The organism is Gordonia sp. (in: high G+C Gram-positive bacteria) (assembly GCF_012515855.1).
Classification (GTDB): domain Bacteria; phylum Actinomycetota; class Actinomycetes; order Mycobacteriales; family Mycobacteriaceae; genus Gordonia.
Genome location: NZ_JAAYXO010000104.1, coordinates 45,977 through 61,595 on the forward strand (window position 1 = coordinate 45,977; position 15,619 = coordinate 61,595).

At 67.7% G+C, this 15,619-nt stretch carries 13 protein-coding genes and 1 pseudogene; 9 read left to right on the forward strand and 5 right to left on the reverse strand.

Features of this window, described 5'->3' with window-relative positions; genetic code table 11:
• Positions 1-16: 16 nt before the first annotated feature.
• On the reverse strand, positions 17-445 hold the full coding sequence (locus tag GX543_RS07725) for a thioesterase family protein (RefSeq protein ID WP_290851067.1): 429 nt from the start codon (positions 443-445) through the stop codon (positions 17-19).
• 115 nt (positions 446-560) lie between these two features.
• Here GX543_RS07725 and GX543_RS07730 point away from each other — a divergent pair, with 115 nt between their 5' ends.
• Together GX543_RS07730 and GX543_RS07735 are read left to right on the forward strand one after the other, a co-directional pair.
• Positions 561-1,181 (forward strand): GNAT family N-acetyltransferase, encoded by a 621-nt coding sequence (locus tag GX543_RS07730; protein WP_290851068.1) that lies wholly within the window; start codon positions 561-563, stop codon positions 1,179-1,181.
• A gap of 101 nt (positions 1,182-1,282) precedes the next feature.
• Positions 1,283-2,713, forward strand: a complete 1,431-nt coding sequence (locus GX543_RS07735) for an NAD(P)/FAD-dependent oxidoreductase (protein ID WP_290851069.1) — start codon at positions 1,283-1,285, stop codon at positions 2,711-2,713.
• Positions 2,714-2,832: 119 nt separating this feature from the next.
• Here the strand turns inward: GX543_RS07735 and GX543_RS07740 are convergent, their stop codons facing one another.
• The gene (locus GX543_RS07740) at positions 2,833-3,255 is read right to left on the reverse strand and encodes a PaaI family thioesterase (protein WP_290851070.1); all 423 of its coding nucleotides are present in this window, start codon (positions 3,253-3,255) and stop codon (positions 2,833-2,835) included.
• Between the two features lie 292 nt (positions 3,256-3,547).
• Between GX543_RS07740 and GX543_RS07745 the strand changes: the two genes are divergently transcribed.
• From GX543_RS07745 to GX543_RS07775, 7 genes are all read left to right on the forward strand, one after another.
• Positions 3,548-3,940, forward strand: coding sequence for a BlaI/MecI/CopY family transcriptional regulator (locus tag GX543_RS07745; protein ID WP_290851071.1), 393 nt, complete (start codon positions 3,548-3,550; stop codon positions 3,938-3,940).
• A 66-nt stretch (positions 3,941-4,006) separates the two neighbouring features.
• Positions 4,007-4,945 carry a M56 family metallopeptidase gene (locus tag GX543_RS07750; RefSeq protein WP_290851072.1) on the forward strand — a complete coding sequence of 313 codons (939 nt, stop codon included), beginning with the start codon at positions 4,007-4,009 and terminating at the stop codon, positions 4,943-4,945.
• Between the two features lie 31 nt (positions 4,946-4,976).
• Complete coding sequence (locus tag GX543_RS07755; RefSeq protein WP_290851073.1) at positions 4,977-6,416, forward strand: GuaB1 family IMP dehydrogenase-related protein; 1,440 nt, start codon at positions 4,977-4,979, stop codon at positions 6,414-6,416.
• Between the two features lie 9 nt (positions 6,417-6,425).
• Positions 6,426-7,874 carry a hemolysin family protein gene (locus tag GX543_RS07760; protein ID WP_290851074.1) on the forward strand — a complete coding sequence of 483 codons (1,449 nt, stop codon included), beginning with the start codon at positions 6,426-6,428 and terminating at the stop codon, positions 7,872-7,874.
• Positions 7,867-8,943, forward strand: coding sequence for a hemolysin family protein (locus GX543_RS07765; protein ID WP_290851075.1), 1,077 nt, complete (start codon positions 7,867-7,869; stop codon positions 8,941-8,943). The genes GX543_RS07760 and GX543_RS07765 overlap by 8 nt, the downstream gene beginning before the upstream one ends.
• A gap of 195 nt (positions 8,944-9,138) precedes the next feature.
• Complete coding sequence (locus GX543_RS07770) at positions 9,139-11,307, forward strand: malate synthase G (protein WP_290851076.1); 2,169 nt, start codon at positions 9,139-9,141, stop codon at positions 11,305-11,307.
• A gap of 103 nt (positions 11,308-11,410) precedes the next feature.
• Positions 11,411-12,592 (forward strand): hypothetical protein, encoded by a 1,182-nt coding sequence (locus tag GX543_RS07775; RefSeq protein ID WP_290851077.1) that lies wholly within the window; start codon positions 11,411-11,413, stop codon positions 12,590-12,592.
• A gap of 32 nt (positions 12,593-12,624) precedes the next feature.
• Here the strand turns inward: GX543_RS07775 and GX543_RS07780 are convergent, their stop codons facing one another.
• The 3 genes and pseudogenes from GX543_RS07780 to GX543_RS07790 all read right to left on the reverse strand — a co-directional run.
• On the reverse strand, positions 12,625-13,362 hold the full coding sequence (locus GX543_RS07780) for a lytic murein transglycosylase (RefSeq protein ID WP_290851078.1): 738 nt from the start codon (positions 13,360-13,362) through the stop codon (positions 12,625-12,627).
• A 232-nt stretch (positions 13,363-13,594) separates the two neighbouring features.
• A complete protein-coding gene (locus GX543_RS07785; protein WP_290851079.1) occupies positions 13,595-14,236 on the reverse strand; it encodes a dihydrofolate reductase family protein in 642 nt (213 codons plus the stop codon).
• Between the two features lie 111 nt (positions 14,237-14,347).
• Positions 14,348-15,619, reverse strand: a pseudogene (locus GX543_RS07790) (glycine dehydrogenase (aminomethyl-transferring)); the annotation flags it as partial.

Sequence of the window (15,619 nt, forward strand, 5' to 3'; positions counted from 1 at the left end):
CGTCGCGCCCAGTCGGTCAGCGCCGACGCCGAAGCTCCACTTCATCGCCGGCGTGCCTGCGGAGTTCGGCTGTCAGACTCGCCGGCATCGGGGTGGGCCGCCCGGTCGCGAGATCGACTGTGGTGCAAGTCGTCTCGGCCAGCGCCGAGAGCTCGCCGGTCGACGCTCGAAGTCGGTATCCGTAGTCGAAGGACTTCTCACCGATCCGCGAGATCCATACTTCGACGGTCGCGGGTGCCTCGCTGTACAGCAGTGGAGCGACGAACTCGATCTCCTGCCGAGCGATGAAGAAGCTGAACTCGCGCCGCTCGTCGAACCACTGATTCATCGAGCGGACACGCGCCTCTTCGAAGATTCGAGCGAACTGCACGTTGTTGATGTGGTTCAACGGATCCATATCGCCCCACCGCAATTGGATCTCGATCACCGAGGAATTCCCAGCCATGGGTGCACCTTATCGCTGAGCCACGACAGCCGACCGCAGCGGGCAGTGCACAAATCGGCCCACCGACGCGGCCGAGTCACCGGATTCTGCGACCCGCCGCCGTTAGACTCGCCGCGTGGACATCGGCACGCCAAGACTTCGACTGCGCCCCGTGGCGCCTGCCGACGTCGCGCTGCTCGGCGGCCTCGACTCCGATCGCGAGGTGATGCGCTTCGTCTCCGGCGGGGCGCCGACACCCGACTCGGCGATCGCCGATTGGGTGATTCCCCGGTCGCAGTCGCAGTTCCGCGAGCACGGCACCGGCCTGTGGGTGGCCTTCGACCGCCGGACGGGGCGCTTCGTCGGCTGGGTATGGCTGCGGCTCCCCCGCCACTCTGCGCTGCCGGAACTCGAACTGAGCTATCGCCTCCGCCGGGAGTCGTGGCACCGAGGGCTCGCGACCGAGGCGTCCACCGCACTCATCCGGGTGGCGTTCATCGCCACCGATACCGAACGAGTCTTCGCCAGCACCCATCCGGACAACGTCCGGTCGCAGCGGGTGATGCAGAAGCTCGGCATGCGCCTTGCGGCCGAGAACCTGCAGCGCGAGCAGTTCGACGACGGCTTCACCGGCCGGGACGTGGAATATGAACTCCTGCGCCACGATTGGCACCGCAACCACCGCCCGACCGGCGCCGGAACCACCGGCAGGCACCGTCTCGTCTCCCCTCCGGGCACCGTCGAGATGCCCGCCTGAGGACGCGGGACTACCGTGATCACCAGAGAGCCCAAGACCCCGGCCGACCACCCGGCTCACGGCCGCACCCATCCACGAGAACAGAACTCAGGAGTCACTCAATGAGCAGTAGCCCTGCCACCAGCCTGCGGCGTCGCCGTCAGGTGGTCATCATCGGCTCGGGTTTCGGCGGCCTGTTCGCAGCGCAGCGCCTCAAGAAGGCTGACGTCGACGTCACGCTCATCGCGAAGACCACCCATCACCTGTTCCAGCCGATGCTCTACCAGGTCGCGACCGGCATCATCGCCGAGGGCGAGATCGCGCCCGCCACACGCGTCATCCTCCGCGACCAGAAGAACGCGCGCGTGCTGCTCGGCGAGGTCTTCGACATCGATCTGAAGAATCAGACCGTCCGGTCCCAATTGCTCGAGCGGGTCACCGAGACGGCGTACGACGACCTCATCATCGCCGCGGGCGCCGATCAGTCGTACTTCGGCAACGACCAGTTCGCCGAGTACGCACCCGGCATGAAGACCATCGACCACGCGTTGGAGCTCCGCGGCCGCATCCTGGGCGCGTTCGAGCAGGCCGAGTTGTCCGACGATCCCGCGGAGCAGAAGAAGCTGCTGACGTTCGTCGTCGTGGGTGCCGGCCCCACCGGGGTCGAGATGGCGGGACAGATCGCCGAGATGAGCGATGTGACCCTCCGCGGCGCGTTCCGCAACATCGACCCGACGCAGTCCCGCGTGGTCCTGCTCGACGCAGCTCCCGCCGTTCTCGGACCGTTCGGCCCCAAGCTGGGCCAGAAGGCCAAGCGCCGCTTGGAGAAGCTCGGCGTCGACGTCCGACTGGGCGCGATGGTCACCGACCTCGACTACGACGGTCTGTCCGTCAAGTATCAGGACGGGACCGTCGAGCGCATCGAGAGCCAGTGCAAGGTGTGGTCGGCCGGCGTGCAGGCCAGCTCGCTCGGCACCCTTCTGGCCGAGCAGTCCGACACCGAACTCGACCGCGCGGGTCGCGTGAAGGTGGGCCCGGATCTCACGATCCCCGGCCATTCGAACGTGTACGTCGTCGGCGACATGATGGCCGTCGAAGGCGTTCCGGGTGTGGCGCAGGGCGCCATCCAGGGCGGTCGCTACGCCGCGGACGCGATCGTCGCCGAGATGCGCAAGGGTCAGACTCCCGCGCAGCGCAAGCCGTTCAGCTACTGGGACAAAGGCTCGATGGCGACGGTCTCGCGCTTCAGCGCCGTGATGCAGGTCCCGATCCCGTTCACCAAGAAGATGTTCGAGACCGAGGGCTACATCGCGTGGCTCGGCTGGCTCGCGCTGCACCTGGTGTACATGGTCGGCTTCCGCAACCGACTCAACACCTTCATCAACTGGTTCTTCGCGTTCAGCACCCGCGGTCGTACCCAGCTCGCGGTCACCGAGCAGCAGGTGTACGCACGCTCGGCACTCACCGAGCTGTCGTATCTCGAGCGGCTGCGGGTCGCCGAGGCGGCACGGCTCGACGCCGAGAACGCGAAGTCGGCCGAGGACGCCGGCTGATCTCTCGCTCCGACGAAAACAGGCATCGACCCGGGCCTCCGCCCGGGTCGATGCCTGTTCTCCAGTCTGTGCCTCTCCAGTCTGGGCCTCTCCAGGCTGCGCTGAGGGGCTGCGCGCGATCAGCTCGCGGGCATCTCGATGTTCTGCAGCCGAACGCGCGACTGCGCGATCAGGTTGCCCTCGGCGTCGACCATGTCGACCTGCCACAGCTGCTGACGGCGGCCGCGGTGGATGGGGGTCGTCGACACCGACAGGACGCCGTCCGACACCGACCGCAGGAAGTCCGTCGAGTTGTTGGCGCCGACGGCGGCGCCGCCGATTCCGGTCTCCTGCAACCAGCAGAAGGCACTGATGCTGGCCGCGCTCTCGGCCAGCGCGCAGTACACGCCGCCGTGAGTGATGCCGAACGGCTGATGGTGCGTCTCGTTGATGTCCAGGGTGCCCTGCAGACCGTTGCCGTCTGCCTGGGTCACCGTGAAGCCGAGAAGCTTGTCGAGTCCTCGCGCCTCGGTGACGCTGAACGATTCTGCGTTGTTTTCCATGACCCGCACATTGCCACTGCGTGCTACCGCAGACGCCAGCGACCCCCGCCACTCGCACTGAGCAGCGGGGGTCACTGTCACGGATCGGGGGTCTCTGCAGCCCTCAGGACTCTCACGCGATCCTTGGCACTGAATGTAGGCTACCCTTAGTCAACGTGTCAACCGGGTTCTCTCACCGAGCCGGGAACACCACGGGCCGGTGAACCGTTGATACGACAGCGAGCAGGGCGAAAAGCAGATGGACCACCAGCATGACCGGCACAAAGCTGAGAAACCAGGGAGTCGACGTAGAATGAAGAAGATGAATGGATTGGGCGATCTCGAGCGTGCCGTCATGGACACGCTGTGGGCTTCGGCGACACCCCAGACGGTGCGCCAGGTCCATGCCGAGCTGTCCCACTCGCGCAACCTGGCCTACACCACGGTGATGACTGTTCTGCAGCGACTCACCAAGAAGGGCCTCGTCACGCAGATCCGCGACGACCGTGCCCACCAGTACACGGCAACGTCACCGCGCGAAGATCTGGTCGCGAGCCTGATGTTCGACGCCCTCAGTTCGGCGGACGCCCCCGACTCACGCCACGCAGCGCTGGTGTCGTTCGTCGGCCGGGTGGGCGCCGACGAGGCCGCCGCACTGCGCGAAGCGCTCGACGAACTCGAAGCCGCCCGCACCATCCGTCACTGACCGACCCGACGCGAGTCCCCCGACTCCCGTCACCGACCACCCCGCACCGACAACCGAGGAAGGCCGATGACCGCACTGCTGTTCGGCATCCTCACCGTCGCTTTGGTCGGACCGATTCCGCAGGCGCTCGCCCGCTCCAGTTGGCCCCTGCACGCGCCACGCGCCGCGATGACCCTCTGGCAGGCGATCGCCCTGGCAGCCGTCCTCTCAGCGTTCAGCGCTGGCCTGGCGATCGCGGCCAATCTGCTCGCTCCCGGCCCGGACGGAACCCCCACCAGCAATCCCATCGAGGAGATCGACCGACTCGGCTGGTTCACCTGGAGCGTGTCCGTCGCCGTCTTCCTGCTGACCTTGGTGATCGGTGCGCGCCTGATGTACACCGGCCTCCGCGTCGGCATCCGCACCCGAGCACGTCGGAATGCGCACCGCACCCTGATCGACCTCGTCGACAGCGGGAATGCGCGCGCCGAGGCCGGACGCGACATCCGCATTCTGGACGTCCAGCATCCCCTCGCCTACTGCCTGCCCGGACTGCGTCGACGCGTCGTCCTCAGCGAAGGCGTCCTCGCGCGCCTCGACGGCACGGAGTTGGCTGCCGTCATCGAACATGAACGGGCCCACCTGCGCGCACGCCACGACCTCGTCCTGGAAGCCTTCATCGCCCTGCACGAGGCCTTTCCGCGGTTCGTCCGGTCCAAATCCGCGCTCGGAGCGGTGGAACTGCTCGCCGAGGCGCTGGCGGACGATCAAGCCGCGCGGGCCACCTCACCGACGACCGTCGGGCGCGCGCTCGTCGCCTGCGCCGATGCCACCGCACCGCACGGCGCGATGGCGGTCGGCGGACCCACCACCCTCGTCCGCGTTCAGCGGCTCGCCCATCGTCCGGCCTCGTGGCAGATGTCGGCCACCGCGTACACGCTCGCCGCGGCCATCCTGATCGTCCCCACGCTCGCCGTCGCCATCCCCTGGCTCACCGAACTCACCCGCCTGCTCTCTCATCCCTGACGTCCCGCCACCGCTGAGAAAGGGCCCCACCGTGCGATTCCTCGACGGCCACGCACCCCGCCACGACCTCACCTACGACGACGTCTTCATCGTCCCGAATCGGTCGGATCTCGCGTCCCGGTTCGACGTCGACATGTCGACGTCCGACGGGTCCGGCACCACCGTCCCGCTCGTCGTGGCGAACATGACGGCCATCGCGGGCAAGCGGATGGCGGAGACGGTCGCGCGGCGCGGCGGGCTGGTGGTCCTTCCCCAGGACGTCCCGCTCGACGCGGCCAGCGACACGATCGGCTATGTCAAGAGCAGGCATCTGGTGGCCGAGACACCGGTCGTCCTCACTCGCGCCGACGTGATGGCGCATGCTCAGGCGCTCATTCCGAAGCGGGCACACGGAGTGGCCGTGGTGGTCGACGACGATCGCCGCCCCATCGGGCTGATTCCGCGCGCCGTGCCGGGTCACGCGACCGACCTGTTCACCGATGTCGCGTCGGCCGCCGAACCGGTGCCGGTGACGCTGCCCGTCGGCACAGACCCCCGCGTGGTGTTCGACGCACTCGTCGAAGCGCACGCCGATCTCGCCGTCCTGACGGACGCGGACGGTGCACTCGTCGGCGTGCTGAGTCGACTCGGCGCACTCCGGTCGGGCATCTACCGCCCCAATGTCGACGCCGACGGCCGCCTCCGGGTGGCCGCCGCGGTCGGCATCAACGGCGACGTCGTGGCCCGCGCCCGCGCGCTGGTCGACGCGGGCGCCGATCTCCTCGTCGTCGACACCGCCCACGGCCACCAGGAGAAGATGCTCTCCGCGCTCGCCGCGGTGGCCTCCGCCGACCTCGGAGTACCGCTCGCCGCGGGCAACGTGGTCTCGGGTCAGGGCGCCCTCGACCTGATCAACGCCGGCGCCGACATCGTGAAGGTCGGGGTGGGCCCCGGAGCCATGTGCACCACGCGCATGATGACCGGCGTGGGACGGCCGCAGTTCTCCGCGGTCGCCGAATGCGCCGCGGTGGCGCGGGAGCACGGAGCCTCGGTCTGGGCCGACGGCGGCATCCGCCACCCGCGCGACGTGGCCCTCGCCGTGGCCGCCGGCGCCTCCAATGCGATGGTCGGCTCGTGGTTCGCGGGCACGTACGAATCCCCCGGCGACCTGTACTCCGACGCCGACGGCGAATACAAAGTGAGTTTCGGCATGGCATCGAAGCGGGCAGTCGCCGCACGCTCGGCGGGAGACTCCGCCTACGATCGTGCTCGGAAGGCGTTGTTCGAGGAAGGCATCTCCACCTCGCGCATTCGCATCGATCCCGAACGGCCCGGAGTAGAGGACTTGATCGACCACATCTGTTCAGGTGTCCGCAGCACGGCGACGTACACCGGTGCCGCGACCCTCGCGGAGATGCACGACAAGGCAGTCCTCGGGGTGCAGTCTGCTGCCGGATTCGCGGAAGGCCGCCCGCTGCCGGGCGGTTGGTGATCCGCTGCGGTGGACGTACTCATCATTGTCCTCAGCCTGATCGGCTTCGTGGCGCTGACCCTGGGCACCGCGCTCTTCGTCGCGGGAGAGTTCTCGCTGACGGCGCTGGAACGCAGCACGATCGCGGGCGATGTCGCCCGCCGCGGTGACCGCCGCGCCCGCGCGGTGGAGCGCGCGCACCGAACCCTGTCGTTCCAGCTGTCCGGCGCGCAGCTGGGCATCACGATCACCACCCTGATCACCGGCTACATCGCCGAACCGGTGCTCGCGAAGATCTTCAATCCCATCCTCGACGCCATCGGCGTGCCCGACGGCGCCATCCCGGGCGTCTCGCTGGCCCTGGCCCTGATCCTGGCGACCTCGCTGTCGATGGTCCTCGGCGAACTGTGGCCGAAGAACCTCGCGATCGCCAAGCCGCTGGCGGTGGCGCGCGCCACCGCGACTCCCCTCTCGATGTTCTCCGCGTTCTTCCGCTTCGCGATCACCGGCCTCAACGGCGCCGCCAACGCGCTGGTGCGCCGCCTCGGCATCGAACCGACCGAGGAACTCGGCTCGGCCCGCTCGGCAGCCGAGCTCGCGGCTCTGGTCCGCAACTCGGCGCTGCGCGGCGCCCTCGATCCCGACACCGCCATGCTGGTGGACCGCTCCCTCCGCTTCGGCGATCTCACCGCCGAGGATCTGATGACGCCCCGCGTCCGCGTCGAGTCGCTGGAACCCAACGACTCCGTCCGCGACCTGATCGCCGCTGCCTCGCGCACCGGGCACTCCCGCTTCTTGGTCGCCGAGGCGGGCGACCTCGACAACCTCGTCGGCGTGGTCCACATCAAGCAGGCGTTCACGCTGCCGCCACAGAGTCTGGCGACCACCTCGCTGCGCTCGCTGGCCCGACCGGTCACCCGGGTGCCCGACAGCCTGGACGGCGACTCCCTGATGGACCGGATCTCGTCCAACGGCCTCGAGGTCTGCGTCGTGATCGACGAGTACGGCGGCACCGCCGGTCTGGTCACCTCCGAGGACATCGTCGAAGAGATTCTCGGCGACGTCACCGACGAACACGACGTCGAGGAGTCTGACGTCACCACGGTCGGCAACGGCTTCCGTTGCGCGGGCCTCCTCCGCCTCGACGAGGTGCACAGTGCGATCGGCTACCGCGCGCCGGAAGGCAACTACGAGACCCTCGGCGGTCTGATCATGTTCTGCCTCGGCCGGATCCCCCGCACCGGGGACATCGTCGACCTGCCGATGCACGAGTCGGCCACCGACTCCTTCCTCGACGGTCCCGAGCCTCGCTGGCGCGCGACCGTCGTCCAGATGGATCAGCGTCGGGTCGACAAGGTCTGGATGACCGTGATCGACGGCACCGGCACCCCGAACGAGAGCACCGCCCGAGAGAACATGCAGGCGAAGGGCAGGCGCGCGAAGCGGGCCGCTGAGGAAAGCGAGGCACCCGGTGAATGACTGGTGGGGTCTGCTCCTCGCAGTGGTGTTGCTGGCCGCGAACGCGTTCTTCGTCGCCGCCGAGTTCTCGCTCATCGCGGCACGCCGCGACCGTCTGGTAGCGCTCGAGGAGAGCGGCAAGAAGCGGGCGCGCACCGTGATCAACGCATCGGAGCACCTGTCGTCGATGCTGGCCGGTTCGCAGTTGGGCATCACCATCTGCTCGATCCTCTTGGGCCGCGTCGCCGAACCGGCCATCGCGCACCTCATCGCCAAACCGATGGCGTGGGTCGGGATCCCCGACCAGCTGCTGCATCCGATCGCGTTCGCCATCGGCCTGGCGATCGTGGTGATCCTGCACATCCTGATCGGCGAGATGGTCCCGAAGAACATCGCCCTCGCCGGCCCGGAGACCGTCGCGATGCTGGTGATGCCGATGCACCTGCTGTTCATGCGCCTGACCAAGCCGCTGATCTGGTTCTACAACATGCTCGCCAACGTGATGCTGCGGATCTTCGGGGTGGAGCCGAAGGACGAGCTCGCGGCCACCGTCAACGAAACCGAGCTCGCCGACATGATCGTCGAGTCGCGGGCGCTCGGCCTGCTCGACGCCGATGAGCACGAGCGGCTCACCCGGGCCCTGACCACTGTCGAGCGCACGGTCACCGAGGTGATGATCCCGCTCGACACGGTCCGCAGCGTCCGCGTCCAACTCGACGCCGCCACCGGCGGACTCGGTCCCCGTCTGGGTTCGGTGGAGCGCGCCGTCCGCGAGACCGGGTTCTCCCGCTTTCCCGTCCGCGGGCTCGACGGATCGTTCATCGGGTACCTGCACATCAAGGACGTCCTCGACGACATCCTCGACGAGACCGTGGGTCCGGACAGCATCATCGGCGTCGACCAGATTCGACCGCTGCCGAAGATCCCGCGGGCAACGCCGCTCGACGAGGCGAGCGTGGCCCTGCGCCGCATCAGCGCGCACCTCGGCGCCGTGGTCGACGACGAGGGCGGAATCGTCGGCGTCCTGGCTCTGGCCGATCTCGCCGAAGCCTTCATCGGCGACGTTCGCGATTCGACGCACCGAGTCTGACGTGCGGGCGACGACGGCCGAGAGGCCGTCGTCACATCGCGTACCGACATGCCGCCCACGCCGCAGAACTCGTCAGCACCGGTGAATACTCGCTGGTAACACCCTGTAACATGGATGATCGTGGGACGCGCGCGCCGGAATCCGGTGGCACGGAAATGTGTTCCCGAAGTATGCACTCGCCAAGGAAAGGTAGCCATGACTGAACGTGTCAACGTCAATGGATTGCAGGTCGCCGAAGTTCTGTACAACTTCGTCAACAACGAAGCCCTTCCCGGCACGGGCGTAGACGCCGACCAGTTCTGGGCGGGTGCAGCAGCTGTGATCAACGATCTCGCGCCGCGCAACCGCGCACTTCTGGACGTCCGCCAGGAGCTGCAGGACAAGATCGACGCCTGGCACCGCGATCACACCGACTTCGACTACGCCGAGTACAAGGCGTTCCTGACCGAGATCGGCTACCTGGTCCCGGTCCCCGAGACTTTCGAGATCACCACCTCGAACGTCGACGACGAGATCGCGAACATCCCCGGCCCCCAGCTGGTGGTCCCGATCCTCAATGCTCGCTTCGCGCTGAACGCATCGAACGCCCGATGGGGTTCGCTCTACGACGCCCTGTACGGAACCGACGCCATCCCGGAGACCGACGGTGCCGAGAAGGGCTCGTCGTACAACACGGTCCGCGGCGACAAGGTGATCGCCTTCGCCAAGACCTTCCTGGACAAGGCCGTGCCGCTGGAGCAGTGCAGCCACGCCGACGTGACCTCGTACGCCGTGGTCGACGGCAATGTGGTCGCCGCGTTCGGCGACGGCCAGACCACCGCCTTCGCCGACCCGACCGCGTTCGTCGGCTACACCGGTGACGCCTCCGCGCCCACCGGCATTCTGCTGCGCCATCACGGGCTGCATCTGGAGATCCAGATCGACCCGACCTCGCCGATCGGTTCCGGCGACCGCGCAGGTGTCAAGGACGTCGCGGTGGAGTCCGCCGTCACCACGATCATGGACTTCGAGGACTCGGTCGCCGCGGTCGACGCCGACGACAAGACCCTCGGCTACCGCAACTGGCTCGGCCTCAACAAGGGCGACCTCGCCGAGGAGGTCAGCAAGGGCGGCAAGACCTTCACCCGCACGCTGAATCCCAACCGGACCTACACCGCGCCCGACGGCTCGGGCCAGGTGGAACTGCACGGTCGGTCGCTGCTGTTCGTCCGCAACGTCGGTCATTTGATGACCAACCCGGCGATCCTCGACGCCGAGGGCAACGAGGTCCCCGAGGGCATCATGGACGCCCTGATCACCTCGGCGATCGGCGTCCACGGCATGAGCGCCGATGGCCTGCAGAACTCGCGCACCGGCTCCATCTACATCGTGAAGCCGAAGATGCACGGTCCCGACGAGGTTGCCTTCACCAGCGAACTGTTCGGCCGTGTCGAGGACGTTCTCGGTCTGCCGCGCAACACGCTCAAGGTCGGCATCATGGACGAGGAGCGCCGCACCTCGGTGAACCTCGCTGCCGCGATCAACGCCGCCTCCGAGCGCGTGGTGTTCATCAACACCGGCTTCCTGGACCGCACCGGCGACGAAATCCACACCTCGATGGAGGCCGGACCGTTCGTCCGCAAGGCCGAGATCAAGGGCCAGACCTGGTTCAACGCCTACGAGGACTCGAACGTCGACACCGGTCTGCACGCGGGTCTGCAGCACAAGGCACAGATCGGCAAGGGCATGTGGGCCATGCCGGACCTGATGGCCGACATGCTGGCGCAGAAGATCGGACACCCGACCGCGGGCGCCAACACCGCATGGGTTCCGTCGCCGACCGCCGCGACGCTGCACGCGCTGCACTACCACGAGGTCGACGTGTTCGAGCGCCAGGACGAGATCGCCAAGCGCGAGCCCGCCTCGGTCGACGACATCCTCACGATCCCGCTCGCCAAGAACGCGAACTGGTCCGATGAGGAGAAGCGCGAGGAACTGGACAACAACTGCCAGTCGATCCTCGGATACGTGGTGCGTTGGATCGACCACGGCGTCGGCTGCTCCAAGGTTCCCGACATCCACGACGTCGCGCTGATGGAGGACCGCGCCACCCTGCGCATCTCCAGCCAGCACATGGCCAACTGGATCCGCCACGGCGTGGTGTCCGAGGCCGACGTCGTCGCCGCCCTGGAGCGCATGGCACCCGTCGTCGACCGCCAGAACGCGGGCGATCCGAACTACCGCCCGATGGCGCCGGACTTCGACGGCAACATCGCGTTCCAGGCGGCCAAGGATCTGATCCTCAAGGGCGCCGTGCAGCCCAGCGGTTACACCGAACCGCTGCTCCATGCAGCGCGCCGCCAGTACAAGGCCGCCAACGCCTGATATACACGACTAGGTGGACACCTGACGAGCCCGGACCGGATCTCGGTCCGGGCTCGTCCGGTATCGGCCGAGCCCGCATCTCATCGCCGAAGGAGGACGATCGGTGGCTAAGCACAACAGTGGCGGACGCAGCAGGCATTTCATCAGTCGGCCACTGGTCGCGCTCGCCCTGGCCCTGATCATGGTCGCGGGCCTGGTGACGGCATGGCGGCAGCTCGGCGATCGGATCGACGACGAACCGGCGGTCGCCGCCGCCGACGAGTGCCTCGAGGGCCCGGCCAAGGCATCGATCCTCGCCGACCCCGGCATCGCTCCCGCCTTGCAGAAGATCGCCGAGGACTTCAATAAGACCAAGCCGGTGATCCGCGATTACTGCGTCACCGTCGAAGTACGTCCCGCCGACGCCCGCGCCACTCTCGAAGGACTCACCGCCACGACCTGGGACACGAAGACCTACGGTGAATTCCCCGCCGCATGGGTCCCGCAGTCGTCGATCTGGGCGGCCACCCTGCAGACGTCGAAGGCCGAAGTATTCCAGGGCAAACCCGAATCTCTGGTGTCGTCCCCCATTCGGCTCGCGATGGAGCCGGAGATCGCCGAGGCCGGCGCGAACTCGATCGCCTGGGCCGATCTGCCCGCGCAGACGCAGGCGAACTCACTCGGCGAGTTCGGCAGGAGGTCGTGGGGCTCGCTCCGGATCGCGATGCCGAACGGTCCGCAGTCAGACGCCACGGCACTCAGTTCGCAGGCGGTGGCCGCGGGCACCGTTCCGACGACGTCGCCCCTCACCGCGGCCCAGGCGAGTTCGCCCCCGGTCACCGAGGCCCTGGATCGACTCATGTCGGCTCCGCCGCGTGTCGGCGACGGTTCGGTCGACGCCGCGGTCCGCTCCATCGCCGAGACCACCGACCCCGCCGACGCCCCGGTGCGCGCCGTGGCGGTCACCGAACAGCAGCTCTATGCGATCACCAAGGACGATAAGACGGCGCGTGTCGCGGCGGTCGCACCGAAGGGTCAGACGCCCGTGGCCGACTACCCGGCGATCCGACTGGCCGACAAGGCGATCCCCGCGCACCTGAGCGACGCCGTCGGACAGTTCTTCACGTTCGCGCGCAAGCCGGTGCAGATGGAGATCCTCACCAAGTCTGGTTTCCGTGGCTCCGGCCCGCTCCCCGAACCCACCGCGACTGTCGACTTCGGCGAGGTCCGCGATCAGATGCCGGTGCCCGAACCCGAGGCGTCGGTGATCATCAGCCGAAAGGTGTACCCGGCCGCGGCGCTCTAGCGCCACGCGGCCGGGCCGTCCCGCGCGACGGGTCAGTAGGTACGAGCGAACCCGAGGACATCGGCGACGTACTCCGCCGAGTTGTTGTAGCGCAGCACCGCGGTGTGCTGATCGGCTTCCTTGCGGAGGTCGAGATCGCCATCGCACAGGTACTTCGCGGTCGTGAGGGCGGCGTCGAAGAGGTTCTGCGGATCGGACTTGCCGTCGTCGTTGCCGTCGGCGGCATAGTGCTCCCAGGTCTCCGGGAGGAACTGCATCGGGCCGACCGCACGATCGTGGGCGGCGTCGTCGTCGAGCGCACCGCCGTCGGTGTCGGTGACGACTCGGTTGCCCGCCAGGGTGCCGTCGAGCGTCGGACCGTAGATCGGTGTGCGCAGCTTGCCTGACCCGTCGGCGTCGCCGGAGTTGGCGTGATGTGATTCCACCCGGCCAATCCCCGCGATCAACTGCCAGTCGATGCCGCAGCGGGGTGCGCTCTTGGCCATCGACGCCTCCGCCTCGCGGTACGCCTGGAAGTTGATCTTGGGCACGGCACCCGACTTCACCGACGCCGGAACCATGCGGAACTTGGCGACGATCGGCTTCACCTTCTCCTCAGGCTTCTGCGCGAGCACGGGCTGCTTCACCTCGTGCGCTGCGTTCGCGACCGGCGGAGCGGCGACCGGCTGAGACAGGTCGGGTGCGGACGCGCCCACCAGGACGCCGGCGGCGGGTATCAGGCCGGCAACGACCAGCGCGACGGATGTGGGCCGCAGGCGGCGGGGATGCATACGCAGACAGTCCTCAGGGGTCGTGGCGGAACGACCTCGGTGCGGCGCGTCCCTCGAAAGAACGACACCGAACGTACATGATTTCGTCGCATCTCCGTTATCGGAGCGTTATCTAAAGCCTCGCAGTTAACGACTCGGCGGGGTCAGCAAATTTCGGACACCGCTGCGATGCAGGTCAGCGGCCGACCACAGATCTTCTGTGAGGACCACCACGATCGCCCTCGCCTCCACCTCAATCCCGGGTGCGATTCCAGAACTGGTGGGTGAGTCCGCTGCCGGTGGTCACCGACTCGACGTCGAACTGTTTCTGCAGATCGGCGCATCCCTCCCAGATCGAGACGCCCGTTCCGATGACCGCGGGAACCGTCACCAGGTGCATGAAGTCCACGAGGTCGGCCTGCAGGAACTCGCGTACGCTCGACGGCCCGCCGCCGAGTCGCACATCACCGTCGGCCAGGCTCCTCGCGAAGTCGAGGGCTTCGGCAGCCGGTGCGTTCAGGAAGTGAAAGACGGTGCCGTTCTCGAAGACGAGGGGTTCGCGTTCGTAGTGGGTCAGCACCACCACCGGGGTGCGAAACGGCGGCTCACTTCCCCACCAGCCGATCCAATCATCGTCGTCGACCCAGGGGCCGCTCTGCGGGCCGAACTTGCGACGTCCCATGATCTCGACACCGATCCCCTGGCTCCAGCCGCTGGTGAACAGATGATCGGCGCGAATCGGGTCCGCGATACGGTCCACGCCCCAGATCACTCGTCCGTCGAAGTAGGCGAAGAGTTCGGCGGCGTCCCCGATGGGTTTGTCGACGGTCACCTCCAGACCGGCGCTGTAGCCGTCGAGCGAGATGGCGAGGTTGTGCACGCGAACCTTGGACATCGGAGTCTCCTGTCGACTCCGCCGATGCTAGTCCGCTGACCGCCGGTCCGCGGACGAAAGCTGCCCTCGACGAATTTCGTCGAGGGCAGCTTTCGCGAGTGCACGCGTGAGTTACTCCGCGAACGCCTCAATGGACGGGCAGCTGCAGACCAGGTTGCGGTCGCCGAAGGCGCCGTCGATGCGACGGACTGCGGGCCAGACCTTGGCGCGAGCGCCCGACGACGGCAGTCCGTTGGGGTACACCGCGGTCGTCCGGTCGTAGCCGTGGTTCCACTCGCCCACCAGGCACTCCGCGGTGTGCGGTGCGCCGGCGAGCGGGTTGTCGTCGACGGTCCACGTGCCGTCGGCGACCTTGTCGATCTCACCGCGGATGGCGATCATCGCGTCGATGAAGGCGTCGACCTCGGCCAGGTTCTCGCTCTCGGTCGGCTCCACCATCAGGGTTCCGGCGACCGGGAAGCTCATGGTCGGCGCATGGAATCCGTAGTCGGCGAGTCGCTTGGCGACGTCGTCGATCGAGACACCGGTGTCCTTCGACAGTTCGCGGAGGTCGAGGATGCATTCGTGGGCCACCCAGCCGCCCTCGCCCGCGTACAGCACCGGGTAGTGATCACCGAGGCGACGCGCGATGTAGTTGGCCGAGGCGATCGCGGTGAGCGTCGCGGTGCGCAGCCCCTCGGCGCCCATCATGGCGATGTACGCGTAGGTGATCGGCAGGATCGACGCCGATCCGTACGGCGCCGCCGAGATCGTGACACCGGTCTGCGGCAGTTCCGTGGCGAGCGGGTTGCTCGGGAGGAATTCCGCGAGATGCTCGCGCACCGCGACCGGCCCGACACCGGGGCCACCGCCACCGTGCGGGATGCAGAAGGTCTTGTGCAGGTTCAGATGCGAGACGTCGCCACCGAACCGACCCGGACGCGCGAGTCCGACCAGTGCGTTCAGGTTGGCGCCGTCGACATATACCTGGCCGCCCGCCTCGTGCACGGCGTCGCAGATGTCGGTGACCTCGTGCTCGAACACGCCGTGCGTGGACGGGTAGGTGATCATGATGCCCGCGAGCTCATCGCGGTGCTTGGCGATCTTGGCGCGGAGGTCGTCGGTGTCGACGTCACCGGTGTCACGGCTCGCGACCACCACCACCCGCATGCCCGCCATGACGGCCGACGCGGCGTTGGTGCCGTGCGCGCTCGACGGGATCAAGCACACGTCGCGGGCGTCGTCGCCGCGCGAGAGGTGATAGCGGCGGATGGCGAGGAGCCCGGCGTACTCGCCCTGCGAGCCGGCGTTGGGCTGGAGGCTGACGCGATCGTAGCCGGTGACGGCCACCAGCCAGCTCTCGAGCTGACCGATGAGGTCGCGGATGCCCTCGGTGTCCGACAG

Coding starts and splice junctions, on each gene's coding strand:
- GX543_RS07745 (WP_290851071.1), top strand. CDS start 3,548: ATGAAGAAGATGAATGGATTGGGCGATCTCGAGCGTGCCGTCATGGAC.
- GX543_RS07740 (WP_290851070.1), bottom strand. CDS start 3,255: ATGGAAAACAACGCAGAATCGTTCAGCGTCACCGAGGCGCGAGGACTC.
- GX543_RS07750 (WP_290851072.1), top strand. CDS start 4,007: ATGACCGCACTGCTGTTCGGCATCCTCACCGTCGCTTTGGTCGGACCG.
- GX543_RS07780 (WP_290851078.1), bottom strand. CDS start 13,362: ATGCATCCCCGCCGCCTGCGGCCCACATCCGTCGCGCTGGTCGTTGCC.
- GX543_RS07735 (WP_290851069.1), top strand. CDS start 1,283: ATGAGCAGTAGCCCTGCCACCAGCCTGCGGCGTCGCCGTCAGGTGGTC.
- GX543_RS07785 (WP_290851079.1), bottom strand. CDS start 14,236: ATGTCCAAGGTTCGCGTGCACAACCTCGCCATCTCGCTCGACGGCTAC.
- GX543_RS07770 (WP_290851076.1), top strand. CDS start 9,139: ATGACTGAACGTGTCAACGTCAATGGATTGCAGGTCGCCGAAGTTCTG.
- GX543_RS07725 (WP_290851067.1), bottom strand. CDS start 445: ATGGCTGGGAATTCCTCGGTGATCGAGATCCAATTGCGGTGGGGCGAT.